Source organism: Nostoc paludosum FACHB-159 (genome assembly GCF_014698835.1).
Classification (GTDB): domain Bacteria; phylum Cyanobacteriota; class Cyanobacteriia; order Cyanobacteriales; family Nostocaceae; genus Nostoc; species Nostoc paludosum.
Map to the genome: position 1 here is coordinate 204,889 of NZ_JACJTU010000004.1, position 24,989 is coordinate 229,877.

Annotated in this window: 22 protein-coding genes and 1 pseudogene; 13 read left to right on the forward strand and 10 right to left on the reverse strand. The window is 39.3% G+C overall.

The annotated features are described in order from the left end of the window. Positions 1-45: 45 nt before the first annotated feature. Complete coding sequence (locus H6H03_RS06100; protein ID WP_313931798.1) at positions 46-1,233, reverse strand: chromate transporter; 1,188 nt, start codon at positions 1,231-1,233, stop codon at positions 46-48. A 417-nt stretch (positions 1,234-1,650) separates the two neighbouring features. Between H6H03_RS06100 and H6H03_RS41710 the strand changes: the two genes are divergently transcribed. Further along, positions 1,651-1,827: a hypothetical protein gene (locus H6H03_RS41710; RefSeq protein WP_313931799.1), complete on the forward strand. Its 177-nt coding sequence runs from the start codon at positions 1,651-1,653 to the stop codon at positions 1,825-1,827. Between the two features lie 127 nt (positions 1,828-1,954). Here the strand turns inward: H6H03_RS41710 and H6H03_RS06110 are convergent, their stop codons facing one another. Then, entirely contained in the window at positions 1,955-2,278 is a 324-nt protein-coding gene (locus H6H03_RS06110; protein WP_313931800.1) for a PadR family transcriptional regulator, read from the reverse strand. Positions 2,279-3,013: 735 nt separating this feature from the next. On the opposite strand from H6H03_RS06110, the gene H6H03_RS06115 reads away from it, so the two are divergent. The 10 genes from H6H03_RS06115 to H6H03_RS06160 all read left to right on the forward strand — a co-directional run bounded on the left by H6H03_RS06115 (position 3,014) and on the right by H6H03_RS06160 (position 14,310). Beyond that, positions 3,014-4,294: a nucleotide sugar dehydrogenase gene (locus tag H6H03_RS06115; RefSeq protein WP_190954241.1), complete on the forward strand. Its 1,281-nt coding sequence runs from the start codon at positions 3,014-3,016 to the stop codon at positions 4,292-4,294. Positions 4,295-4,304: 10 nt separating this feature from the next. Continuing rightward, positions 4,305-5,366: an NAD-dependent epimerase gene (locus tag H6H03_RS06120; RefSeq protein WP_199338813.1), complete on the forward strand. Its 1,062-nt coding sequence runs from the start codon at positions 4,305-4,307 to the stop codon at positions 5,364-5,366. After that, the gene (locus H6H03_RS06125) at positions 5,366-6,523 is read left to right on the forward strand and encodes a glycosyltransferase family 4 protein (protein WP_190954242.1); all 1,158 of its coding nucleotides are present in this window, start codon (positions 5,366-5,368) and stop codon (positions 6,521-6,523) included. Before H6H03_RS06120 ends, H6H03_RS06125 begins: the two co-directional genes overlap by 1 nt. Positions 6,524-6,630: 107 nt before the next feature. Beyond that, a complete protein-coding gene (locus tag H6H03_RS06130) occupies positions 6,631-7,278 on the forward strand; it encodes a sugar transferase (protein WP_190954243.1) in 648 nt (215 codons plus the stop codon). 39 nt (positions 7,279-7,317) lie between these two features. Further along, the gene (locus tag H6H03_RS06135) at positions 7,318-8,199 is read left to right on the forward strand and encodes a hypothetical protein (protein ID WP_242057818.1); all 882 of its coding nucleotides are present in this window, start codon (positions 7,318-7,320) and stop codon (positions 8,197-8,199) included. A gap of 33 nt (positions 8,200-8,232) precedes the next feature. After that, positions 8,233-9,099, forward strand: coding sequence for a hypothetical protein (locus tag H6H03_RS06140; protein WP_242057819.1), 867 nt, complete (start codon positions 8,233-8,235; stop codon positions 9,097-9,099). A 48-nt stretch (positions 9,100-9,147) separates the two neighbouring features. Then, on the forward strand, positions 9,148-10,221 hold the full coding sequence (locus tag H6H03_RS06145) for a GNAT family N-acetyltransferase (protein WP_190954244.1): 1,074 nt from the start codon (positions 9,148-9,150) through the stop codon (positions 10,219-10,221). A 33-nt stretch (positions 10,222-10,254) separates the two neighbouring features. Then, positions 10,255-11,433, forward strand: a complete 1,179-nt coding sequence (locus H6H03_RS06150) for a DegT/DnrJ/EryC1/StrS family aminotransferase (RefSeq protein ID WP_190954245.1) — start codon at positions 10,255-10,257, stop codon at positions 11,431-11,433. 203 nt (positions 11,434-11,636) lie between these two features. Further along, the gene (locus tag H6H03_RS06155; protein ID WP_190954246.1) at positions 11,637-13,835 is read left to right on the forward strand and encodes a GumC family protein; all 2,199 of its coding nucleotides are present in this window, start codon (positions 11,637-11,639) and stop codon (positions 13,833-13,835) included. Beyond that, the gene (locus H6H03_RS06160; protein ID WP_190954247.1) at positions 13,780-14,310 is read left to right on the forward strand and encodes a hypothetical protein; all 531 of its coding nucleotides are present in this window, start codon (positions 13,780-13,782) and stop codon (positions 14,308-14,310) included. Before H6H03_RS06155 ends, H6H03_RS06160 begins: the two co-directional genes overlap by 56 nt. Before the next feature lie 10 nt (positions 14,311-14,320). On the opposite strand, the gene purT is transcribed toward H6H03_RS06160, so the two are convergent. The 8 genes and pseudogenes from purT to H6H03_RS06200 all read right to left on the reverse strand — a co-directional run bounded on the left by purT (position 14,321) and on the right by H6H03_RS06200 (position 21,680). Then, positions 14,321-15,484: a formate-dependent phosphoribosylglycinamide formyltransferase gene (gene purT, locus H6H03_RS06165; RefSeq protein ID WP_190954248.1), complete on the reverse strand. Its 1,164-nt coding sequence runs from the start codon at positions 15,482-15,484 to the stop codon at positions 14,321-14,323. Positions 15,485-15,716: 232 nt separating this feature from the next. After that, positions 15,717-16,220 (reverse strand): pentapeptide repeat-containing protein, encoded by a 504-nt coding sequence (locus tag H6H03_RS06170; RefSeq protein WP_190954249.1) that lies wholly within the window; start codon positions 16,218-16,220, stop codon positions 15,717-15,719. A gap of 237 nt (positions 16,221-16,457) precedes the next feature. Beyond that, complete coding sequence (locus H6H03_RS06175) at positions 16,458-18,218, reverse strand: ABC transporter permease (RefSeq protein ID WP_190954250.1); 1,761 nt, start codon at positions 18,216-18,218, stop codon at positions 16,458-16,460. A gap of 45 nt (positions 18,219-18,263) precedes the next feature. Next, positions 18,264-19,214 carry an ABC transporter ATP-binding protein gene (locus tag H6H03_RS06180; protein WP_096535032.1) on the reverse strand — a complete coding sequence of 317 codons (951 nt, stop codon included), beginning with the start codon at positions 19,212-19,214 and terminating at the stop codon, positions 18,264-18,266. A 205-nt stretch (positions 19,215-19,419) separates the two neighbouring features. Further along, positions 19,420-20,274, reverse strand: a complete 855-nt coding sequence (locus tag H6H03_RS06185; RefSeq protein WP_190954251.1) for a mechanosensitive ion channel family protein — start codon at positions 20,272-20,274, stop codon at positions 19,420-19,422. A 333-nt stretch (positions 20,275-20,607) separates the two neighbouring features. Further along, a complete protein-coding gene (locus H6H03_RS06190) occupies positions 20,608-20,997 on the reverse strand; it encodes an alr0857 family protein (RefSeq protein ID WP_190954252.1) in 390 nt (129 codons plus the stop codon). A 56-nt stretch (positions 20,998-21,053) separates the two neighbouring features. Continuing rightward, positions 21,054-21,351, reverse strand: a pseudogene (locus H6H03_RS40135) (HNH endonuclease); the annotation flags it as partial. Between the two features lie 80 nt (positions 21,352-21,431). Beyond that, complete coding sequence (locus H6H03_RS06200; RefSeq protein WP_190954254.1) at positions 21,432-21,680, reverse strand: hypothetical protein; 249 nt, start codon at positions 21,678-21,680, stop codon at positions 21,432-21,434. Positions 21,681-21,751: 71 nt separating this feature from the next. On the opposite strand from H6H03_RS06200, the gene H6H03_RS06205 reads away from it, so the two are divergent. Both H6H03_RS06205 and H6H03_RS06210 read left to right on the forward strand, forming a co-directional pair. Next, positions 21,752-22,087, forward strand: coding sequence for a hypothetical protein (locus tag H6H03_RS06205; protein ID WP_096535028.1), 336 nt, complete (start codon positions 21,752-21,754; stop codon positions 22,085-22,087). 878 nt (positions 22,088-22,965) lie between these two features. After that, on the forward strand, positions 22,966-24,984 hold the full coding sequence (locus tag H6H03_RS06210; protein WP_190954255.1) for a sensor histidine kinase: 2,019 nt from the start codon (positions 22,966-22,968) through the stop codon (positions 24,982-24,984). Positions 24,985-24,989 lie beyond the last annotated feature (5 nt).

A 24,989-nucleotide genomic window follows, 5' to 3' on the forward strand; every position in this document is an offset into this window, starting at 1 on the left:
ATAATCAATGCCCAATGCCCAATGCCCCATGCCCCATGCCCAAAACTATATGCGTGAAACAAGTCCGATCGCTCCCCCTGCTAGCACTAACCAAGCAGAGTTTATTTTGAATCGAAACACAGCGATCGCACTCACAATTGCCAGAGTAATTGTTAACCAATCGACTAGTGCGGCTCGTCCTAATGTGTAGGTAACTCCTGCCATTAATCCTAAAGAAGCTGCATTCACGCCATCTAAAAATCCGCTTGCCCAACGAGATTGACGCAACTTAGAAACCCAAGGATTAACTACCCACACCAGCACAAAAGCTGGTAAGAAAATTCCAATCGTACCGGCGATCGCTCCCGCATTTCCCGCTAACAAATAGCCGATAAATGTGGCAGTTGTGAAAACTGGGCCTGGTGTAAATTGCCCGATGGCCACGGCATCTAAAAGCTGCTGTGACGTAAGCCACTGGTTACGCTCAACTAATTCCCGTTGCAAAAATGCCAGCAATACGTAACCACTGCCGTAGAGAACACAGCCAATTTTGAGAAAGAAGAAAAACACATTAATCCAACTAAGTGATGTGACTGCTGTGGTACTACCAACCTGAGCCAAAACACCTGAAAATGGTAATAAAAATGCTCCTGTTATGTTTCCTCTACTTTGCCAATTCTTCAGTAGCATCACCGCCACACCTAGCAAAATCAGCACCAAAATTTCATTCAATCCAGCAAAGTAGGCACATATCGCCCCTACCCCTGCAATAATTGTCGGTACATCTTTGGCTGCCTTTTTGCCCAGATTCCACACAGCCTGAAGCACCACAGCAATAATTACAGGTTTAATTCCATAGAGCAGCCATTCCACTTGGGGAACAGTTTGATAGCGAGCATATATGGCAGCTAATGTCCATACGATCGCCATTGCAGGGAAAATAAAGCAAGTGCCCGCAACCAGTAAACCACGCCATCCCGCTCGTTCGTAGCCAATATGAATAGCTAATTCCGTTGAGTTGGGGCCCGGAATCAAATTCGTAATTCCCAGTAAATCTAGCAGTTTCTCCCGGCTCATCCACTGACGGCGATTCACCACCTCATTGTCCATCATCGCAATATGGGCAGCAGGGCCACCAAAGGCGATCGTCCCCAATCGCAAAAACACCATTGCCAGTTCCGTTAATCGCTGCTTTTGCTGTTTGGGAGTCAGATTATTATCGGATTTCTGGATATCCTCAGCTTCCTGAGTCACTGTGATTTTCCTGATTTAATGATGTTGATAGCATCAATATATCGAATTTCGATATCGTAAATCTATATATGTTAAGTGAATTCATGCTACCATGCCCTTGACCATAAAATACGGTAAAGCAATCGATATTATGGAGTATATATGAGTGATATTAAAAAAGTAAGCGATGAGTATTCCGCAGGTGGACAGCCAACCCCAGAGACATTAAAACAGCTTGCAGACGAGGGGTACAAGTCCGTGGTTAATTTGCGTAGACGCGTAGCGGCTTGTCGTTAGACATCGCTTGATGAAACTGGAGCATTAGCAGACGAAGAGCAACAGGCTCAAGCCGTAGGGCTGGAATATGTCAACGTTCCACTCAAGCCAAGCCAAGCAAACGACAACTCAACTGCAAAAGTTCTCTCAGAACTACAGCAATTGCCGACTCCTGTATATTTTCATTGCGGTGCAGGTGGACGAGCCAGCGCCCTAGCACTCATAGCCTTTGCAACTCAACATCAACTCAACCGCGAACAACTTTTAGCAAAAGCAAAAGAACTTGACATCAATCCAGAACAAGCTCATCTCAAACAGTTTTTAGAAAATCTTGAGTAGGGCATGGGGCATAGGGCATAGGGCATAGGGGCAAAGGAGAAAGAACTTGCACAAAAACTCTCCCCTGCTCCTCTGCTCCTCTGCTCCCCTGCTCCCCATCTCCCCATCTCCCCATCTCCTCATCTCCCTACTCCTCAAACAACTCCCCAAATAATTCTCGTACCTTTTCTTTAGCATCCTCTAAGGTCATTTTTCCCAAATCCGTAGCTCGGTATAGACGCCGGTTCTGCCGTCCGGATCTTTCTTCAACTGAATATAGATATCCCTTACGCTCCATCTCGTGCAGCATTGGGTATAGTGTTCCCGCGCTGAGTTTATAGCCGTGACGTGCCAACTCTTCAATAATGCCCAGCCCAAAAATTGGCTCCTGAACTGCATGATGCAGGATGTGAAGTCGAATTAAGCTTGAGTAAAATTCTCGTCCATCCATTGGGCAAAGCGTTTGCAACACTTATATCATTTTGAATTATAAATTCTAGATAGTAATCCGCTTTCATTTTTGAAATTGTTTGTCTAAGTAGTGAGTAGAGAAGCGAATCATCTTGTTTGTAGAGCAGTAGCTAATAGTTAATCGACCTTTTCCACCTATACGGAGTTTTTTCAAAAATTAAATAAGAGTCTTATATCCGAATCATGTTTGATTTTTAAACAAAATTAGTACTTTAGGGTGCGTTACAGATTTCATCCTAACGCACCAAATCGTTACGAATGGTGCGTTACGCTCTCGCTAACCCACGCTACATATATTTTCACGCAATCAAATAGTAGTCCTATATAAGAATAACTACTTGCAGACGCTTCCGTAAGTGCGGTTATGTCTTTTTATTTGTAGAAGCTGCGCCAAATTGGCATAACTCAAATAACAAAACAGTGCTACAAAAATGAAATAGAAATCAAAAAGCAACAATAGCTAATATTTAGAATTAGCTAACACACATCTTGATTGTACAATTACTCAATTTAGTCATCTTCGATTGTTTACCATTAACCAAAAATTATAAAAATTCAGCTACCAAGACTCATTAACCAGAATAAATATACCATTTCAGTATGATTGCTATATTTATTCATCAAATTTTTGCTAAATTTTTTAACTCTTCTGCATCCTTGCTGAATTGTTCTCAAAAAAATTCAGAAAAGGCAGAAAAAGACTCATGACATATTCTAAATCTACTTTTGTTGAGATATGAGCAACCGCATTGCAGTTATTGGCCTTGGTTACGTTGGTCTACCTGTTGCCCTGGCATTTGCTAAAAAATTCCCTCATACGATTGGATTTGATATCAATTTAGAGAAAGTTAAAAGTTTAAAGCAAGGCATCGATCGCACAAATCAAATCTCCAGCGATGAGTTAAGAAATTCTAGTCTGATCGTTACTTCAGAACTCTACGATTTAGTAGACGCCAACTTTTTTATAGTTGCTGTGCCAACGCCAGTTGACCGCAACCATAATCCCGATTTGACTTTGCTAGTTAAAGCTTCTGAACTTGTTGGTAAAGTGTTACAACCTGGAGCGATCGTAGTATATGAATCTACAGTTTATCCAGGAGTAACAGAGGATATTTGCAAAGCAACTTTAGCCAAAGTCTCAGGCTTGCAACCTGGTGTTGATTTCAAGTTGGGCTATTCTCCAGAACGGATAAATCCCGGTGACAAAGCTCATACACTAGAAAGGATCGTCAAAATAGTAGCTGGGGAAGATGCAGAAACTCTCGAACGAGTTGCAAGTGTTTATACAGCGATTATTGATGCTGGCGTTTATCGCACCTCTTCAATTAAAGTAGCTGAGGCTGCCAAAGTCATTGAAAATACCCAGCGAGACTTAAATATTGCTTTGATGAACGAACTCGCATTAATATGCGATCGCCTTGGTATCCGCACCCATGATGTTTTAGCAGCTGCTGGCACCAAATGGAACTTCTTACCATTTACTCCGGGACTTGTTGGTGGTCACTGCATTGGGGTTGACCCTTACTATCTAACTACCAAAGCAGAAGAATTGGGATATCATCCCGAAGTCATCCTAGCTGGTCGCCGAATTAACGACAGTATGGGTACTTACCTCGGTCAGCGTTTTGTCAAACTCCTAGTTGAAGCTAACCTCTCGATTAAACAAGCACGGGTAGGAATTCTCGGTCTTACCTTTAAAGAAAACGTACCCGATATTCGGAATAGTCGCATACCAGATATGGTGAAAGAGTTGCAGCAATTTGGTATTGAACCACTCTTACACGATCCTCTGGTAGATCCTGACGAAGCACAGCAAGAATATGGGATTGATTTAGTTGATTGGCATAACCTATCTGATTTAGATGGGTTAATACTTGCAGTCAGTCATCAGGCCTATTTAAATATGCCTTGCGAACAACTTCTGAACTGTTTGCGTCCAGGTGGAGTACTGATGGATATCAAATCCATTTTCAGCCAAGCTACAATACCATCCCATATTCATTACTGGAGCTTATAGGAGAAACATTATGGCCAAGGTTTTAGTGACCGGTGCTGCTGGTTTTATTGGATTTCACCTCAGCCAACGTCTATTGACCAGAGGCGACGAAGTTGTTGGTCTGGATAACCTCAATGATTACTACGATGTCTTTTTGAAAAAAGACCGCCTAGCTCAATTACAAGAAAGACCAGGTTTTAGTTTTTATCAACTGGACTTGGCAGACTCGGTAGCTATAGCCCAACTCTTTGCCGAACAACGCTTTGATGTGGTGGTTAACTTAGCAGCACAGGCTGGCGTTCGATACTCCATCAAGAACCCTCATGCATATATAAACAGTAACTTAGTGGGCTTTATTAACATCCTCGAAGGTTGTCGTCATTCAGGCGTTCAGCATTTAGTATTTGCTTCTTCTAGTTCTGTTTATGGCGCTAATACTAAAATGCCTTTTTCTGTTCACGACAATGTAGACCATCCAGTTAGTTTATATGCTGCTACTAAAAAAGCTAACGAATTAATGGCTCATAGTTATAGCCATTTATATAATCTACCAACAACTGGACTCCGCTTTTTTACTGTTTATGGGCCGTGGGGTCGTCCTGATATGGCGCTGTTTTTGTTCACTAAAGCAATTTTGGCAAAGCAGCCAATAGATGTGTTTAATTACGGAAAAATGTGCCGAGATTTTACTTATATTGACGACATTGTAGAAGGTGTTGTGCGAGTTATGGATAAAATTCCTGAGCCAAATCTCACTTGGTCGGGAAATACACCAGACCCAGGAACAAGTAAAACTCCTTATAAAATTTACAACATAGGTAACAATCAACCAGTTGAATTAATGCGCTTTATAGAAGTATTGGAAAATTGTTTGGGAGTAAAAGCACAAAAAAATTTGCTACCTCTGCAACCAGGTGATGTCCCCGTTACTTATGCAGATGTTGATGATTTAGTTAAGGATGTAGGCTTTAGACCCAGCACACCTATTGAAGTAGGAATTCAACGTTTTGTAGCTTGGTATTGTTCTTATTATCAAAAAGCTAGTCATAGAACAACCCAAAATTCTGGGGTGAGGGTAGGGATTAGGGAATAATGAAAATACTACATATTTGTGCAATTGGTGGCACTGTTGAGGCGCTTTTACGACCTCAAATCGATTATTTTTTATCTCAGAACCTATCAGTTGAAATAGCTTGTTCTCCAGGTGCAGAAGTTGAAAAACTCCAACAACAGGGTTATATAATTCACCCAGTTCAAATTGACCGCCGGATTTCTCCTTTGAGCAATTTGAGAAGTATTTATCAATTGACACAATTAATCAGGCGAAATCAGTATGACCTTGTTCACGTACACACTCCTATTGCTGCTGTCTTAGGTCGAATTGCTGCTAAGCTAGCTGGTGTGAAAAGAATTGTCTATACTGCTCACGGCTTTCCCTTTCACGATCGCTCTTCACGTGGTGAATATCGTTTTTATTTTACCGTTGAGAAACTCACTGCTTTGATAACTGATTTGATTCTCACCCAAAATTATGAAGATATTGCCACAGCTAAAAAATTAAATCTTTGTCCGTCGGCAAAATTGCGCTATTTGGGTAACGGTGTAGATATTAATCGCTTCCAACGCGATCGCCTTAATCCCACTCATCAAATTGAATTACGAAAATCTTTAGGTATTCCCGATTATACCGACTTAATCATTGGTACAATTGGACGTTTAACTCATAAAAAAGGTAGTGGATATTTAATTGAAGCCGCAGCCAAACTACTCCCTTATTTTCCAAATTTACAAGTTTTAGTAATTGGCTCTCAACTTAGTAGCGATCCTGAACCTTTCCAACAACAATTAATTCAAAAAATTCATGATTTGGGAATTGAGAAACATGTTATTTTAACAGGAGAGCGGCAAGATATCCCAGAAGTTTTAGGGTTATTAGATATCTTCACTTTGCCTACATTCACTCATGAAGGATTACCGCGTTCTATCCTTGAAGCAATGTCGATGGGTTTACCAGTCGTCGCTACAGATATTCGCGGCTGTCGAGAAGCAGTAATTCATGGAAAAACAGGTTTAATTGTACCACCTAAAAATAGTGAAAAGTTAGCTGAAGCTTTGGGAATACTATTGTCTAATTATGAATTGCGACAAAGTTATGGTCAAGCTGGTCGCGAACGTGTTGAAACTGATTATGATGAAGAATTAGTTTTCAATCGGCTAAATAAGTACTATCAAGAATTAGGAATTTATTGATTATCAAAACTCTTTTTTTCTCTGCGTTCTCTGCGTCTCTGCGGTTCGATAAAAAATCATGCAGAGGCGCAGAGAGGAGAAATGAGAAATATTTGGAGGGTGTATTAATGAATTTTGAAGGTGTTAATTTAAAAAGGTATAGCAGATTAATTAAATATATATTGGATAGAGTTGTGGCAGCGATCGCCTTAATTTTTCTTTCCCCTTTACTCTTGGGTGTTGCGATCGCCATTTATTTGCGGATGGGTAGTCCAGTGATTTTTATCCAACCTCGTCCCGGTAAAAATGCTCGGATTTTTAACTTTTACAAATTCCGCACGATGACGAATGAATGTGATGCCCAAGGCAATCTTCTTGCTGATGAAAAACGCCTCACAGCCTTTGGTAAATTTCTACGTCAAACGAGTCTTGATGAATTACCTCAACTTTGGAATGTCTTGAAAGGAGACATGAGTTTTGTTGGCCCTCGTCCATTATTAGTAAAATATCTTGACCGCTACACACCTCAACAAGCACGTCGTCATGAAGTGAAACCGGGTATTACTGGCTGGGCGCAAGTTAATGGCCGCCGCACATTAGATCGGTTTTGGGATAAAAAATTTGAGTTGGATGTTTGGTATATCGATCGCTGGAGTTTGTGGCTTGATTTGAAAATTTTATTGATGACTATATGGCAAGTAATTCAGCGAAAAAGTATCAGCCAGGAAGGTCACGTTACTTCAGAAGAATTCACAGGCCAACTTAAGAAACAATAGGGTTTCTATCGGCTATAGAAGTACAGGAAGTAAAAAAGTATGAGTCTTCAACAGACAGCAGATGTATCCGCTGCGGTGTTAACTTCCATGACTGAAGAAGAATGCGCCGATTGGTACCGACAACGCGGTACACATGTGATTTGCCATCGCGATCGCTACTGGAAGGAAACAGTACGGGGTTTTTATCAACCGTTGCATTGGTTAGCGCGTTTGAGTGCCCAACAAGCAAACTCACCGACGCCCCTATCTTGGGGATTCCAAACAACATTATCTGAAGTTGATGCAACCGCGGCTAACGCTTCAATGCCAATTCATTGGTTACCCAACTTGGAAAACTATGATCTCCACAGTCTGACATCAAATCGCCGAAATCATCTGCGTAAGTGCTACAAGCGAGTCAATATCGTGCATCTAGATAAACCTACGCTTTTGCAGCAGCAGGGATATGAAGTCTTTATGTCAGCATTGAAACGAACAGCTTATCGTCAAATACCTTCCAAAAAAGACTATTTAAAAGGACTTGCTGATTATTCTACTCCTGAGAGGCGATTGATTCTTGCAGGTGTCAACGGCGAACAGCTTCTCGGCTATATCACAGGATACGCGGTTAACAGTATTGCTTATATTGATGAAGTCGTAATTGCTACTGAAGCATTGTCTACCGACATTGGTACGGGATTGCTATTTGAATTTGCACAAGTCTGTCGTCGGTCTGGGTTAATTCGCGAACTTGTTAACGGTCTGCACTCTCGTGAAGATGAAAACCTCTGTGTCTTCAAAGAAGGAATGGGTTTTCAAGTAAAGCATATTCCTGCAAAGGTACAGATTAACCCCATCGTCGAGCAATTCATCCAGTGGCGATATCCACATAAGTATTATCGCTTAGTCGGTTGTCAGTTGCGTAGGCGTAGCCCGTCGTAGACATCGCACCAGTACTCAAAATAGATACAGTAAATGAGTATGAGTTTTCAACAAATGCGAGATGTATCCGAAGCAGTATTAACCTCAATGACCGAAGAAGAATTTGCCAGGTGGCGCTGCAAGGAAGGCGCAAATGTTGTTTTTCATCGTGGATGCTATTGGGAAGAACGACGTTTTGGTTTCTATCAGCCAATCCATTTGTTAGCTCGCTTACAGATTCAACAAGTAACTCGTCCGCTGCAATTTTGCTGGGGATTCCTAGCATCATTGTGTGAAGATGATGCGGTAAGCGCTAACGGATCGATTCCTATTCATTTATTGTCTAATATTCAAAACTATGATTTGTATAGCGTTAACAAAAACAGCAGACAAAACATCCGTAAAAATCGCCATCTGTTTGATATTGTGGAGTTAACTGGTACACAGTTGCTAGAAGAGCAGGGATATGATGTTTTTCTCTCGGCAATGACACGAACGCGATGGAAATCATCGCTTTCTAGAGAGAAATATATGATGAAGCTTGTAGACTATGTTGTGCCCAAACGTCGACTGATTCTTGCAGGATTTAATGATAAAAAACTTTGTGGTTATATCACAGGTTATGCTATCAACGGCACTGCATACGGAGAGGATCTCTACATCACCAGTGAAGCATCAGAATACAATCTCAACAGAATATTGCTTTTTGAATTTGTGCAAATTTGCCGTCGTTCTGGTGGAATTCATGAGTTTGCCATCGGCCAGCACTGGCGAGAAAAACCGGGAGTAGCGGAGTTCAAAGAAAGAATGGGTTTTCCCATCACCTATATACCCGCCAAAGTGGAGATAAATCCGCTCGTGGAGCAATTTATCCGTTGGAAATATCCACATCAATACTATCGCTTAACTGGGCACGATTAAAATTTAAAAAATGTCCATTGAACTAAATATTGAATATAGGAGAAATCAATGGATTATAAAATAATTAGTTTGTCAGATCCATTGTGGCTGCAAACTTTAAATCAATTAAAGTATGATATTTATCATCTGCCGGAATATGTAAATTTAGAGGCTAAAAGAATTAATGCGATTCCGGAAGCTATATTGATATTTGAAAATGAAAAAATATTGTTTTTACCTTATTTATTACGTTGTGTCAATAATTTATTTGAGACAAAGATTGAAATTCCATTGATTTGGGATATTGTATCTCCTTATGGCTACCCTGGAATTTTATTGAATCAAGCCGCAGCTAATACGCCGGAGTTTTTGCAGTTGGCAGTCAAGCAGTTAATATTTGCGTTACGCGATCGCGAAATTTGTTCAGCGTTTTTAAGGCTACACCCAATACTAAATCAAGGACTACATGAAGTTTTACCACTTGGATTATGTCAAGTCAGTGGAGAAACTGTGTCGATAGATTTAAGCCTATCTACATCAGACATTTGGCATCAAACTAGACCAGAACATCGCAATCATATCAATAGATGTAAACGTCATGGTTTTACTGCCAAAATTGTGAGGTTAGAAGAATATATAGATAAATTTATGAGTATATATCATGAAACCATGAACCGTGTAGAAGCAAAAAACTATTTTTATTTTGATTATAACTATTTTGAGAATTTAGCAAAATTACATAAAAACATTTATTTGTGCCTCATAGAGTTGAATAATCAAATTGCTTGTGCAGGAATATTTACCGAATGCTGTGAAATAGTGCAATATCATCTAGGAGGTACAAATAGCGAGTTTTTGAAACAAGCTCCTAGTAAGTTAATGTTTGATTACGTTAGATTTTGGGCTAAAGAACGGGGAAATAAATTTTTGCATTTAGGTGGTGGTGTTGGTTCAGCTAAAGATAGCCTTTACAATTTCAAAGCAGGGTTTTCTAAACAAAGACATCTATTTTTAACACTACGGTTAATTACAGACCCAGAAAAATATAATTCTTTAGTTGAATTACGAGCAAAATCTTTAAAAACCGAAGCCCAAAATTTATTGGAGTCAAATTTTTTCCCTGCTTATCGTTCTTTGAATTGAGTGCAAACTGGCAACCAGATTAAGGTAATGTGCATGAATAAACCAATTCTGCTTTCAACACCCCACATGGGCGATCGCGAACTAGAATTAGTGAAAGAAGCTTTTGAAACAAACTGGATTGCTCCTGTTGGCCCGCATGTTGATGCTTTCGAGAAAGAATTTTGTCAAGTAACTAATGCTAGTTATGCTGTTGCTTTAAGTTCTGGTACAGCGGCTTTGCATTTAGCTTTGCGATTAATTGGTGTTGAGGCTGGGGATGAAGTTTTTTGCTCTACCTTAACGTTTATTGCTAGTGCTAACCCAATTATTTATTTGGGAGCAAAACCAGTATTTATTGATAGCGATCGCACTTCGTGGAATATGAATCCCGAATTATTAGCAGAAGCACTAGATCGGCGTGCTAAAACAGGTAAATTACCTAAAGCAGTTGTACTTGTACATTTATATGGTCAAAGTGCAGATATAGACCCAATTTTGCAAGCTTGTAATCAATATGATATTCCCTTAATTGAAGATGCTGCTGAAGCTTTAGGAGCTACCTACAAAGGACGTTATTTAGGAACTTTTGGACGCATTGGTATTTATTCATTTAATGGTAATAAAATTATTACTACTTCTGGCGGGGGAATGTTAGTTTCTAACGATTTAGAATTAGTAGAAAAAGCGCGTTTTCTCGCAACCCAAGCACGCGATCGCGCTCCTCACTACCAACATTCAGAAATCGGCTATAACTATCGTCTTAGTAACATTTTAGCTGGTATTGGTCGCGCTCAATTGGGTGTTTTAAATGAACGAGTAGCAGCTAGACGACGTAACTTTGAAATTTATTCCCAGGCGTTGAAAAACCTACCAGGAATAGAATTTATGCCAGAAGCTAATTATGGATATGCTACTCGTTGGTTGACCTGCATAACAATAGATCCTGAAGCTTTTGGTGCCAACCGAGAACAACTCCGCCTAGCACTTATTGAACAGCAAATTGAATCTCGTCCCGTCTGGAAACCTTTGCATATTCAACCTATTTTTGCTGAATGTGAATATTTTGGTGGTGCAGTCGCGGAAGATTTATTTGCACGCGGTCTTTGCTTACCTTCTGGCTCTAATCTCACAGGTGGAGATTTGAAAACAGTGATTAGCCAAATTCAAAAATTTCATTATGAAAATCTAAAAAATAACACAAATATTTTCAACTCTTCACTCGCGATAATTTAGATAAATCATTACAAATAAATCCGAAAAATTTTCTTCTAGTTTTTGGCTCTAACTGAACCATATTAGAATATAGCTCATGAATTCTGTTTTGAATAAACCAATTTAAAAATGATTACCACAAATTTATTCATCTAGCCTAAATACAGAAGGCAATTCTCAATCATAAATCTAAAATCAAAAATCGTATAACTTGTAATTATTTTATGAAAATACAAGAATCTCCTGGGAATTTTGATCGCTCTTGGCAAGCCATAAAGCGCCGTTGGCCTGTTGCCTTAAGTGTTTTTGTCTGTGTATTCATAGTTTTACAGATAGCTACGTTTTTCAAAAAACCTTACTACTTGGCAGAAGGAAAACTAAAATTCCAAAGAACAAACACTACTTCTTCTTTAACAGGAGTAGGAACAGAAATGGGTAAATTAGAGCCATTAGTGAGTGATAAAAGTAATCCTCTTAATACAGAAGCAGAAGTTATTCGTTCTATTCCAATTGTCAAATCTACTATCAATAAACTATATCTTAAAGACAATAAAGATTTACCTTTAACAATCAAAGAATTTCTACAAGATCTGACGGTGAAGGAAATAAAAGGAGCCGACATTCTCAGTATTTCCTACAAAGATACAAACCCAGAAACATCTGCAAAAGTTGTTAATACTGTAATAGAAGTTTACTTAGAATACAATATATCTGGTCATAGAACTCAAGCTGCCACTGCTCGTAAATTCATAGAAAAACAACTACCAAATGCAGAATTAGTAGTTCGACAAGCAGAAGCAGAACTAGCAGTATTTAAAGAAAAAAATAAAATTGTATCTCTACAAGAAGAAGCAAATAAATCACTCGAACTTCTTACAGCATTACAACAGCAAATAAGCGAGGCTAAATCTAGGTTTGCTGATACTGAGGCACAAAGTCAAGAAATCAAAAAACAGTTAAAAATGAACTCTCAGCAAGCTATAGTTATGACTTCTCTGAGTCAAACCTCAGGGGTGCAAGATATTCTTAAAGAAATCCAACAGTTAGAATCACAGCTTGCTGCTAGGCGGACTGTTTTACAAGATAACCATCCAGAAATTATTAATTTGGTATATAAATTAGAGTCGTTAAATGAGTTACTACAACAACGAATAAAAAACGTTGTAGGAACAGATTCAGTACAGCCAGAAAATAATTTGCAACTAGGAGAGTTAGAGCAGCAACTTTCTGCAAGACTTGTAGATTTAGAATCAACCCGTCTCGGTTTAGCAAGCCAAATCACCACTTTATCTAATTTACAAGTTGCTTACAAACAACGCTTGAACAATCTCCCAAGATTAGAACAGCAACAGCGACAATTAGAACGTAAAGTACAAGCCGCCCAATCTACCTACTCGCTTTTACTACAAAAACTGCAAGAAAGCCGCATAGCAGAAAATCAAAGTTTAGGTAATGCTAGCGTGATATCCCAAGCTGAAGTTCCAGAAGAGTCAATTTCTTCTCCGATGTTTTTGTATTTGAGTACAGGTTTATTGTCTAGTTTAGCGGCTTTAGGGATTGTGTATCTTTTGGAAAAAATAGATAAATCAATTAAGACTACTGAGCAAGCCAAGGAATTATTAAATTTTACTTTATTAGGGGTTATTCCTGCTTTTAATAAGCCGAAAAAGTCTCTTATTGGCAATGAAGAAATGGAATTATATAGTCAAAGGCTTATGGTTCGAGATGCACCGCGATCGCCTATTAATGAAGCATACCGGATGCTGCGGGCAAATCTCAAGTTTTTGAGCGCTGATAAGGAACTAAAAGTTATAGTTATCACTAGTTCTGTACCCAAAGAAGGCAAATCCACAGTAGCAGCTAATTTAGCTATTACAATGGCTCAAATGGAGCGAAAAATCTTACTAGTGGATGCGGATATGCGCCGTCCTGTTCAGCATAAAATTTGGGAATTAATCAATAATGAAGGTCTTAGTAATTTGATTGTTGGACAAGCTGAGATTAATACAGCTATCAAACAAGTAATGGATAATTTGTATGTCCTCACTTGTGGAGTTATACCTCCTAATCCGGGTTCTCTGCTTGACTCAAAAAAAATGGCTACATTAATTCAAACCTTTTCTGTTTACTACGATTTTGTAATTATTGATGCTCCATCATTAAACGTTGCAGCTGATGCTGCTACTCTAGGACAAATGGCTGACGGTGTATTATTTGTCGTTCGTCCGGGAGTCGTTGATTGTGTTAGTGCCATTATTGCAAAAGAGCTTTTAGAAAAATCTGGTCAGAATGTCTTGGGACAGGTTGTTAACGGAGTTGTTCCCCAGCACGAACGCTACAGTTATTACTACTCCAATGAAGAAAATAATGAAGAATTTACAAGTCAAAAACCACTTGCCAGAATTAAATTGCCTGGTTCATAATTCACAACTCACTAATATTGTCAATTTCAGCAATTTTTCTACTAAAAATCAACTATTAACTAAATTTAGCTTAATATCCAGTGATGAAAACCAAAATAAATATCATCAATTAAACTCTACCTTCAGCTACCCAACCATTGTGAACATTACAGCCACAAAAAACCGCGCGTCTCAATTTGGAGAGATTGGTGAGTTTGTAATTACTCGTAATGGCGATCTGACTCAAGATTTAATAGTGAAGTACAACATCAAGGGAACAGCTAAGTATGGAGTAGATTACCAGCCAATTGCTAATTTTGCGATCGTTCCGGCTGGAGAAAATAAGGTAGCAATTATAATTCAACCCCAAAAAAGCGACTCTCAGGGCACAAAAACAATCTTGTTAAGTTTAGAAAATTTACCCCATAGTAATCGATATATGCTTGGAGAAAATTTTCATGCAGTGGTAAATATTCTTGATTCGTCTACTTTTTAAGATTCCAAAATTAAATAATTTGAATTTTACTTGCAGCTTTCGTAGCTTTTTCCCTAGCCTCTTTGACATTCACACCTTTTGCTAAAGCTACTCCCATTCGCCGATATGGATGGGCATTAGGTTTACCAAATAACCTAATATCTACGTCTTTTTCTGACAAAGCATCAGCTACACCAGCAAAAGCAATAGAATCAGATTTTTCTGAAGCTAAAATTACCGCACTAGCTGATGCTCCTAATTGTTCTATATGAGGAATTGGCAAGTTTAAAATAGCTCTCAGATGTAATTCAAATTCGTTGAGATTTTGGGAAATTAATGTCACCATACCTGTATCATGAGGTCTAGGAGAAAGTTCGGAAAAAATTACTTCATCTTTAGTAATGAAAAACTCAACACCAAAAATTCCGGCTCCTCCTAAAGCGTCAGTGACTTGAATGGCTATTTCTTGGGCTTTTAATATCTTATCTTCAGAAATTTCTGCGGGTTGCCACGATTCTTGATAATCGCCTCTTTCCTGGCGATGACCAATAGGAGAACAGAAAATTGTTGGGGCACTCCACTGTTTAATAGTGAGTAAAGTTATCTCTATTTCAAAATTAATAAATTCTTCTACAATTACCTTTTGACTATCACCTCTAGAATTAGCGATCGCATAATTCCAAGCTTTTTCCACTTCACTTTTATCCTGCACCACAGACTGACCTTTTCCTGATGATGACATCACAGGTTTCACAACATTAGGAAACCCAATTTCATCAGAAACAGCAATCAATTCTTCTAGACTTACTGCATAACCATATTTAGCTGTTCTAATGCCTAATTGTTGATGTGCCAGTTCCCTGATTCTGTCGCGGTTCATCGTATAATTAGTAGCAGCCGCAGTCGGGATAACTGTAATCCCCCGCTGTTCAAATTCGATAAGTTTTTCTGTTCTGATTGCTTCAATTTCTGGTATGATAAAATCTGGCTGATGCTTAGCAACTATAGTTTCTAAATCATTACCACTGAGCATAGAAATCACTTCAAAACAGTCAGCAACTTGCATCGCTGGAGCGTTAGGGTAACGATCAACAGCAATCACATAATTACCAAGACGCTGAGCAGCAATGGTAAATTCTTTGCCTAGTTCCCCAGCACCAAGCAACATCAATTTTTGGGGCAGTTTAATACTCATTAATTTATCCAAGCCAATCTCAATCTCATAATTTTATAACTTTTTGTATTTTTATTATCTTTTTTTGCCATTGCTGAATTTGAATATGAAACTCAAAAATCAACTCTTCTCAACTCTTACTCTGGAGCGACTCTGCGCCTCTGCGTGAGCTAAATTCATATTCTCAATCAGCAACGCCCTTTTTTTCAAGATACATCCATCAATAAAAGTTCGCGCCTGGGGATGCAAACATCTATTCCTCACTCCCTGTTTCCAGGTCATTAAATTTAGCTCCACGCAATTGTAAATCTTGGCGTTGCAGATGAGTTAAACCAATACCTACACCAAGCTGACATCTATCTACTAAAGTATCTGACCAAATAGTCTCATTCAAAGTTGTACCTCTCAAATCTGCATTCCTCAAATCAGCTTTTGTCAAATTTGCAAATAAGAGATCGGCATTAACTAAACTACTACCTTGCAAATTCGCTGCTGATAAATTTGCCTTAATGAAGTTGAGTCCATCTAAATTTAAACCAGATAAGTCTGCTTCTTGAAGATTGGGAAATTTTAGGCGGCTGGGATATTTTAAAAACCGCATAATACAAATTATATTTGCTTCATTAAAGTGTATTTTAGTTAAAAATTCATAACGAGCTATGCCCAATTGCCTGAGAATGTGCAGACGTTGTGGAGGGCTTTGTTCTAAAAACTGGATAGCTATACAGCGTAGGTCTTCAGAAGAAGTATCTAGCATTATTTTTATATTTTCTAGTAGTTGTACTGATTAAAAACTTAAACTTATTTAATTAAATTTCTACTACAGATAGATGAATAAACATCTATAAGTAATTTATTTGTTACCAAATTTTTTGAAAATGCTATAACTTTCACTTTAGCCAGCTAATAGATAATATAGCAAAAATAAGATCCCCGACTTCTTTTAGAAGTCGGGGATCTTACGCGTGGAAATTACGAATTCTGCTTTATCAAACTAACGTCCTGCTAACAATGCTTTTGTAGCAGATTCGCCTGCTAATCTCACCTGCTTTGTTAACTGGAAGTTTAAGAATCCAAGAACACTCACCTGGGCTAGGAATGCCATAAAAATTGTTGTCGCCTCAGAATATGATATCGCTGACCAAGGAAAAGTTGAAAACAGCCATATAGTGGGATTTTTCCAAGAAGAGATACCGATAAGTTCTAAAACCACTGGAGGTAGGAACATTATTCCACCAACAGTTCCAATTGCCCAGAAAGAACGTTTGGGAGTTTTGAGTAACAGTACTAATTGAGCGATGGTAGCATAAATCAAAATCATGCTAATAGACAAAGCTAGGGCTAAAAGTGATTTCAACCTATCAATATTGTCACCCGCCCAATTTGGGTTAGTGTCTGTGTTAAAAGTAGATGTAAGTGAAATCCAAACTACCCAAGGGATACTAACGATTATAAGATTAATGGCGATCGCCACTAATGCAGGACTTCTTTCACTCGCTATTAAATCCCACCAAATACTCTTGTTGCTAGTTTGATGTCTATATCTCGCCCAATCTTGTACAGTTTGACGATGAGGTGTAAGAATTGCAATCAAACTGACAAGCAAGCCCACATTATATAATGCCATCAAAGCAAAATTCTGCTCAACTTGTCGATCTAAATCAAAAAGGTTGCCTCTATATTGCAAAGTAAATCCCCACATCATCAACTGGCAAAAAGCTACTATTATATAACTTTGTCCTTTGCTGATTACTGAGGCTTGAGGATTACGGAAACAACGTTTCAGTGCTTTAAAAATCCCGTAAGTACACACTCCATAGTTCAATAGATGGAAGCCAACAACACTCACAATATTTGTTCCCAACGGTATATAGAAAAACTCCAAGCTTTTCAACGGAGAACCATTGTGTACACGGAACAAGTTCGGGAATAAATAATTGGTTACATCCCAAGGATTAAAAAGTCTCCACCAAGCACCTGAATTATTTAAACTGTTGCCATAATACGATGCCATTGCCATCGTCATAAACAAGAAAAATAAAACAGCGCCACTACCTAACCACGGCTGAAAACCACTGAACCAGCGAGTAACTAATCCAAAGAGTAACGCACCACTGTAGAAGAAAATACAGCTACTAACAACAATAGCGTAGTAACTAAAAATGTAACTAAAAGCTATGTTGGCAGAACGTCCAGCCCACAAATGTAAAGGAAGGGCTAGTAAGACTATAAGATAAATAAAACTCGGAACTCCTAGCAATTTGCCAGTCAATATACTTGTTTCTGATTGTGGACTCAGACGAATGAAATTCAACGTACCGCGACGTTCTTCTTTGGCTAAATCATTAATCAGTAAATAAGTTCCTGCAACTAATAGTGTAAATATAAAAATTACACTCAAAGACAGGAATATATATTCCCAATGGTCTCGCCACCAAAACTGCCAATCAATTTGGTTTTCAGGACAGAAATTCTTGGACAAAAAACTATTGAATTCATCAATTTTAGATTGATTTGTTTGTTGATAAACCTCTCTTTGTCGCTGTTCGTATATTTGACGCAAACGACAGTATGTGTCAGTTAGCTGATATCTGTCATCAGGAAATTCGCGAAACTGATATAAATAAACTACTAGTTGCAGTAATAGGGAAATTGCAACAGCGATCGCCACATTAAAAAATTTTAGGCGTCCTTTTAATTCCCGCAATAGTTGGGGATTCGCATCGCCGATTTTGTCTATCAAATTGAGCATCATAGGAAAAAAATTCTCCAAAAATGGGGAGCAATAGTTATTGACGAATCAAGATGCTTGTTTGTGACCTAGTTTTAAGAAAATAGTTTCTAAGTCTTCTTGCGTGCAGTGGAAATCACTCAAAGGAATGCCTGCTTGAATGAGCGATCGCAAAAGATCCGCACAATCTTCCTGCGTTCCTGAAAAATTCACCCGCACGCTGTTTTTTCCTGGTATCACCTCCCACTGTTCTACTAAAGGATGATGCTTCAATTCACTCAAAAGTGCCTCTATTTTTCCCAAAGTAGATAACACAATTTGTTGGTGTGAAAGACGTTGATAAAGTTGCTGTAGGGAAGTACTTTCTACCAAAAAGCCAAGTTCCATAATTCCCACAGAAGTACACAATTCCGCTAGATCGCTAAGAACGTGGGAAGAAATTAATATAGTCATCCCAGCTTCTCGTAAAGCCTTAATGATTTCACGGAAATGCATTCTCGCAATGGGGTCGAGTCCAGAAACAGGCTCATCTAGTAATAGTAAAATCGGTTCGTGGATAATGGTTCGCGCTAAACTCAAACGCTGTTTCATCCCTCGTGAGAGAGTAGAAATCATGCTGTGGCGTTTGTTACCAAGTTGGATTAATTCTAAAACTTCATGTAGCCGTTGAGTGCGGCGAGGTTCCCGCAAACGATACAAACGCGCAAAATAATCTAAGTAGTCCCAAACTGTTAAATCTTCATACAGTGGATAGTCATCGGGTAAGTAACCAAGACGACGCTTGAGTTTCGGGTTACTCTTATCGCGTAAAAGGCGATCGCCATTAATATAAATCTCACCCGTAGTTGGTTCCTCAGCAGTCGCCAACATCCGGATGAGAGTCGTTTTACCTGCGCCATTCGGGCCAATTAGTCCATATACTTCACCCGCCTGGATTTCTAAATCAACATCATTGACAGCAACGTGTCGGTCAAATTGCTTAGTTAGTCCACGGGTGCAAATTGCTAATTCTTTTACCATCGCTGCTGGGGTGCCGCTTGTGATTAACAGTTAAGCTAACCTTTTTCTACACCATTTGTCAGGCTGGTTTCGGAAATTGAAACTGGCTTTTTCAAAAATTTGTGACATTAAAAAGTAGGTAAGGTATGTACCCTAACTACTTTTTAATTCTTATTCAGATATTTAGCAAAGATTTGCAAATCAAACTTGACTTTTTACTTTAGTGTCAAGTTATTTCTGATAGTGGTGGGATAACAGTATTAATTCCATTACCAGACGAACCGCTAATTGCATAACGGTATTCGGGAGCAGGATACCCCGCCTCGCCAAATGTTTCACGGATAGCTTTATTCGCGTCGAAGTAAACTTGCCAGTAGTGGTCATTATTGCAATAAGGACGTACTGCTAACACAGGCCCTGCAAAGTTGAAATCCAGAATTTCTACATCCGGTGCTGGATTTTGGAGAACATTCGGAATTTGGCTAATTTTGGCTTTCAACAGTGCGATCGCTTCATTATGTTTGACATCATGATGCAGTTGAGCTACCAGATCGACCCGACGGTAAGGATTGGCAGAATAATTTTGGATATTATCAGCAAATATTTTGTTATTTGCCACAATTGTCAAAACGTTATCGGGTGTATTGATATTAGTTGTAAACAGTCCCATTTCTGTGACAGTGCCTGTTACACCTGCTGCTGTGATGAAATCACCAACTTTAAAGGGTCGAAAAACGATTAAAAATGCGCCCGCTGCAAAGTTCGCCAGTAATCCACCCCAGGCTGCGCCAATTGCCACACCGGCCGCTGCTAGCAATGCGGCAAAAGAAGTTGTTTCAATGCCAAAAAAGCCAAGAATTGCCACAATTAGAACAATTCTCAGCGTCACCCCAATGATATTCAGAAGATAGTTAATTAGTGTCGGATCGACTTGTTGGCTTCGGAAAGCACGTCGTAGTAGCTTTAATCCAAAATCAATCAAGCGTTGAGCAATCAGCCACAGAGCGATCGCACCTAAAATTTTCAGCCCAAACAGAGTTAAGAGTGAACTAGCAACCTCACCAATCTGCTTAAAATCCATAATTTTTTTGTTTGTGAATTATTAAACACAATCAACATACAAGAAATTGAATCGAAACCACGTATCAATACTTTTTTTTTAATTTTTATTTGATTCTGCCTTGAAAATAGGGAGTAGGGAAAAGAAATTTTTATTACTTAAACACCAAGCTGACCAATTTGTAGCAATTCTCAAACTTGGAAAAATATAGCAGTTGCCAGGTAGATTAGGACATCAATCTAGGATAAAACCCAAACACAAAAATATTTTCAAGCTTGTTGCCTATTGGCTATTGCCTCTTGCCTGCCATAAAACAACAAAGGGCGAGAAATTTCACTCACCCTTTGATTCCATTTATTCACTCATCACAGAAGTACAAGCTTGAGCTTCCTGCCAAAGTTTGTGCAAAAAGAACTCAGCGCGATCGCTCATTGTGGTGACAAACACACCCGCAGCATCCTCAGAACCATCTGATAGCCAAGAACCCCGCAAGGTGACTTCCACATATTCGGAATCGCAGACAGACAAAGCAATAATTTCTCTGTCATCTCTTTTCACCTCAGCCTTCAACACTTCCACTCCCCGTAAATCAACAGGAAGCAAAAAGGAAGCTGTACTGGGTTCAACGCTCAGAGTTTGCCCGACTCGCAGTGCCAAAATCACTCGTTGCGCTACCCATTCTTCTAGCGACAGAGTGAGAAATTCTAAATAAAAGCTGCTTTCAGTGTAAGTTAATTTCAGCATTCCTTATGCTCTCCTGTTATTCCAGGTTTGCTTGCACATTTATCCAAAAGTCTTCAGCCTGTACATCGCGGTATCAGATAATCTAGGGTTAGATGTCTGCTGCTCCCACAATCTTGGTAAATGCGATCCCCTTTTGGTAACACTTTTCGCCAATTAGCTGCTGGAACTTTCCACATCCGCTCTCAACTGGAGTGAGTGAATTTGCCATTCACTTTCCGTGGTAAAACCCAGTGCTGTAGTTTGTTTTGTTACTAATAAAACAATCGCCCGCTTGATATTGATCCGACATAGTGGTAAATAATTCTGATAAAACATCACCACGGATTGCTCTAACACTTGCCTTGCAGTCGTCACAGCTTCACTCCTTATAAAAAACCCCCGCTTCTTGTTTGCCTGAAGCGGGGGTTGGAAATTGACCGAAAATTTTTCTGGTCTTATATCGGTACAGAATTCCTTCGCCTGTACCCCCCGCTTTCTTCATCTCGTTGTGGTTTTGCGATCGGCCCACTAATGCTCAGATATCTAAACTCATGATTACCCTCTGTGATTTGCCCATGATTTCGGCTACTACCGCCCATAAATAAATACTCCACTCCCACAGCAGCTGATTCCCAATCGGCTCGGCAATTGGTAGCGCATAAGGAAGTAGAGATGGGGTAAATGGATTTCACAGAAAATTTCACCTATTGAACATTCCTTTAAACATACTACACTTGTATTACTATCCTGTCTATACCTTTAAGGAGAAAAAGTCATGCATACAATCGCTCGCACCCCAACCACCGATATGGAAGTTACCAGCATCCGCCTAGAACGTGAACTCAAAGATAAACTCAAAGAAATCGCTGGCAATCAGGGATATCAAGCTCTGATCCGAGATATTCTTTGGAACTATGTCCAGCAAAAATCAGGTGAGTGGAAGCCGCGATTTTCGCGATCCGATATTCGAGCTAGCATAGCGGCCACGGCTCAACAAGAGGAACGCTGTGTCCTCACAGGTCAACTCATCCAACCCCAACAGCCGATGTTGTTAGGACTGACGAGGAATGGCGATATGGTTCCTCTGAGTGTCGAAAGTTTGGCTGGATAGACTTATATCCAGGCGAATGCAGCTCGGTTATTTTGATTAAAATAATCGGGCTGCATTCAAAATTTAGCTCTATTTTCTCCGGTGATTCAATACATTGTTAAAACTTATAGTTTATTTATTTATGTTTATTTATAGTTATAATTGTGAAGTTGGTAATGGATAACCGCCAATGGTTAATAATTTCTTCCCAATTACCAAAACCAAAGGCTACACTGCCTGATATACACCGAGAGTTTACTGAAAACCTTGGGCCGCTCTGAAAAAAACGAAGTCTAGCGATCGCCCCTACATGTTGTCAAAAGTTATTATTAAATCTCTCATCTTCTAGAAAGCACTTTGCGTCTAGATTCAACTTTGCGCTATTTAGTATGAGAGCTTTAGGATCGTTTATATGTCTACTTTTTAAAGCTTTAGCTTGTCTTTGTCTATCTTTTTGACACTAATACAGAGTCAAGGATAGCTTGTAAATATACTAAAAATTGAATAAATTCTACAAAAAACTTAAATTTTATTAAGTAATCTTACGGGTAAAACTACCTGTGGTCAGGGTTTGATTCCAGAGAAATTACGGTTTATGTATACTTACAGACAAGATATTCTAAGTCAAAGTTTGTTAAACATATCAATATAAAGAAAGCAAAAATAATCTGGCTAAGGGATTTTAGCATATCTTAACTATCTAAGTATCCATGTAGCAATTTGCTTAATATATTTGGAAACTTGGCCATCTGACATAGAAAAGGGCTATAACAGGTGAGAGAAAGTATTCATAAAAAATTTGTCAATTATCAGGGTGGAGCAACACAACTAACGGTGAACAATATGCCAAAAGGTTGGGTGCAAAAACAGCGGATTTATTATCCAAGGGCGTGCCAAGAATGAAAAAGCCTTTATCGTCGCCGCCACATTACTTGAATGATGTCGATCGACTACAACCTTACCAAGTCAAGCTGATGCAGCATCAGGAAGAACCAGCCCGCCAGTTGGTACATAAAATCAACCAAATCATTGCTAATAGCTCGGCAACGGCATTGATGCTGCAAGATATTGCCCGATTGCTAGGAGTGACTTTTCAAGTAGATTGCTGCTGCTTGGTTTCAGTAACAGGTGAGATATCAGACGAACCAACTGCTACTAATTGGTGTGCTGATGATTATTTAGGGTTACCACACCCAGAAGAGATATTTTCGATGGAACAGTTGCTGATGCACTCCCCCGTGCTGCAATGTGCTGCTGAACCATTGACTATTGAAGATATTTCTATCATTCAGAACAGTCTGGTAGTTGGATGTCAATATCTGCCACTGCCGATAAAAGCAGTTTTGGCAATTCCTACCCGATTTGGTGGCAATAACAATGGTGTTATTTGTCTGATTAAATTCCAACCATATGATTGGAGCGAATCAGAAAAACAACTGCTCAAAGAAGTAGAGTCATCTTGCGCGATCGCTTTTTCTAGAGCCGCACAAGCCCAGCTAATTGCTAGTCAACAACAGGATTTGCAAAAAAGCAACCAACATCAAAACTTGATCAAGCAATTAACTATATTAAGTCGCAGTAACTTGGAACTTAATCAAATGTTCCAAGTAGTTATTGCCTCTACAGCTGAATCTCTACAGGCAGATCGCGGTTTGCTGATCCTATTGAAATATACAGATCCACTATTTAGGACTCAAGCTAAGAAACAAATTCCCAAAGCCAAAGCTACGGTAGTTGGTGAATGGGCAAAGGCAACACAAAATTCCCGCACCAGCAAACCAGAAATCTTAAATCAGTCTTTTTCGCTTTCCGAGTGTGGTTTATGCCAGCGTGCCTTCATAGATTCTGGAAAACCAGTAATTTTCGATGATTATACCGCCCAAAATGAGATCTCCTGTGGTGTTCCATTATTTGCGCTAGAAGAATTGCCTGCGGTACTGTTAATGCCATTAGAAAGTCAAGGTAAAATCTTAGGATTTTTGGTATTACAGCAATCTTTTACTCGCAGTTGGCAGCCAGCAGAATTAAATCTTGTGGAAATGGTTTGCGCTCAAGTGAGTAACGCCATCATCCAGTCACAAACTTTGCGTCAAGTGCAAACTTTGGTGGATGAGCGAACAGCAAAACTACAGAGCAGTCTGGAACTTCAAGCAAAGTTGCATGAAAGAACCCGGCAATATGTTGAGCAATTGCGGCAGCTTAACGAACTCAAAGATGAATTTTTGAGTAATATGAGCGATCGCCTACGCTACCCCCTGACAAACATGCTGTTGTCAATCCGCAACTTACGTTTCCCAGGAATAACACCAGAGCGTCAAGTGAGATATCTGGATATCCTAGAGCAGGAATGTACAAAAGAAATTAACTTAATTAATGACTTGTTGACACTCCAGAAGTTAGAGTCGCCTCACGAAGCTCCGCAATTAGAAACTATAGATTTAAATAGCAGAATTGAGCATATAGCGGCATCTTTTGAGAAAAAACTTGCTGAGAAGGGATTAAACATTTCCTTAGAGTTACCCCAAGAGTCGCTAAGGCTGCAAACCGAACTAGAAAGTTTTGACCGCATTCTCCAAGAATTGCTCACCAATGCATGTAAATACTCAGAGCATGATACTATAGTTCACCTACACGCCTTTCATCAAGTCGATGAACAAATAGATCGAGTTATCATGAAGGTGAAGAACATCGGACGTGCCATCTCTGAAGAAGAAGCGACATACATCTTTGACAAGTTCCGTCGCGGAAAAGGACGTTGGACTCCAGGAACCGGCTTGGGACTTGCTTTAGTCAAGTCTTTAGTGCAGCATCTCAATGGGGCGATCGCAGTTGAAAGTCTACCAATACCAGATTCTCAACAGAGCGAAATTTGCTTCACCCTGACTCTGCCGCAATTTTCTGACGAAAGCAAACCATAATTCGG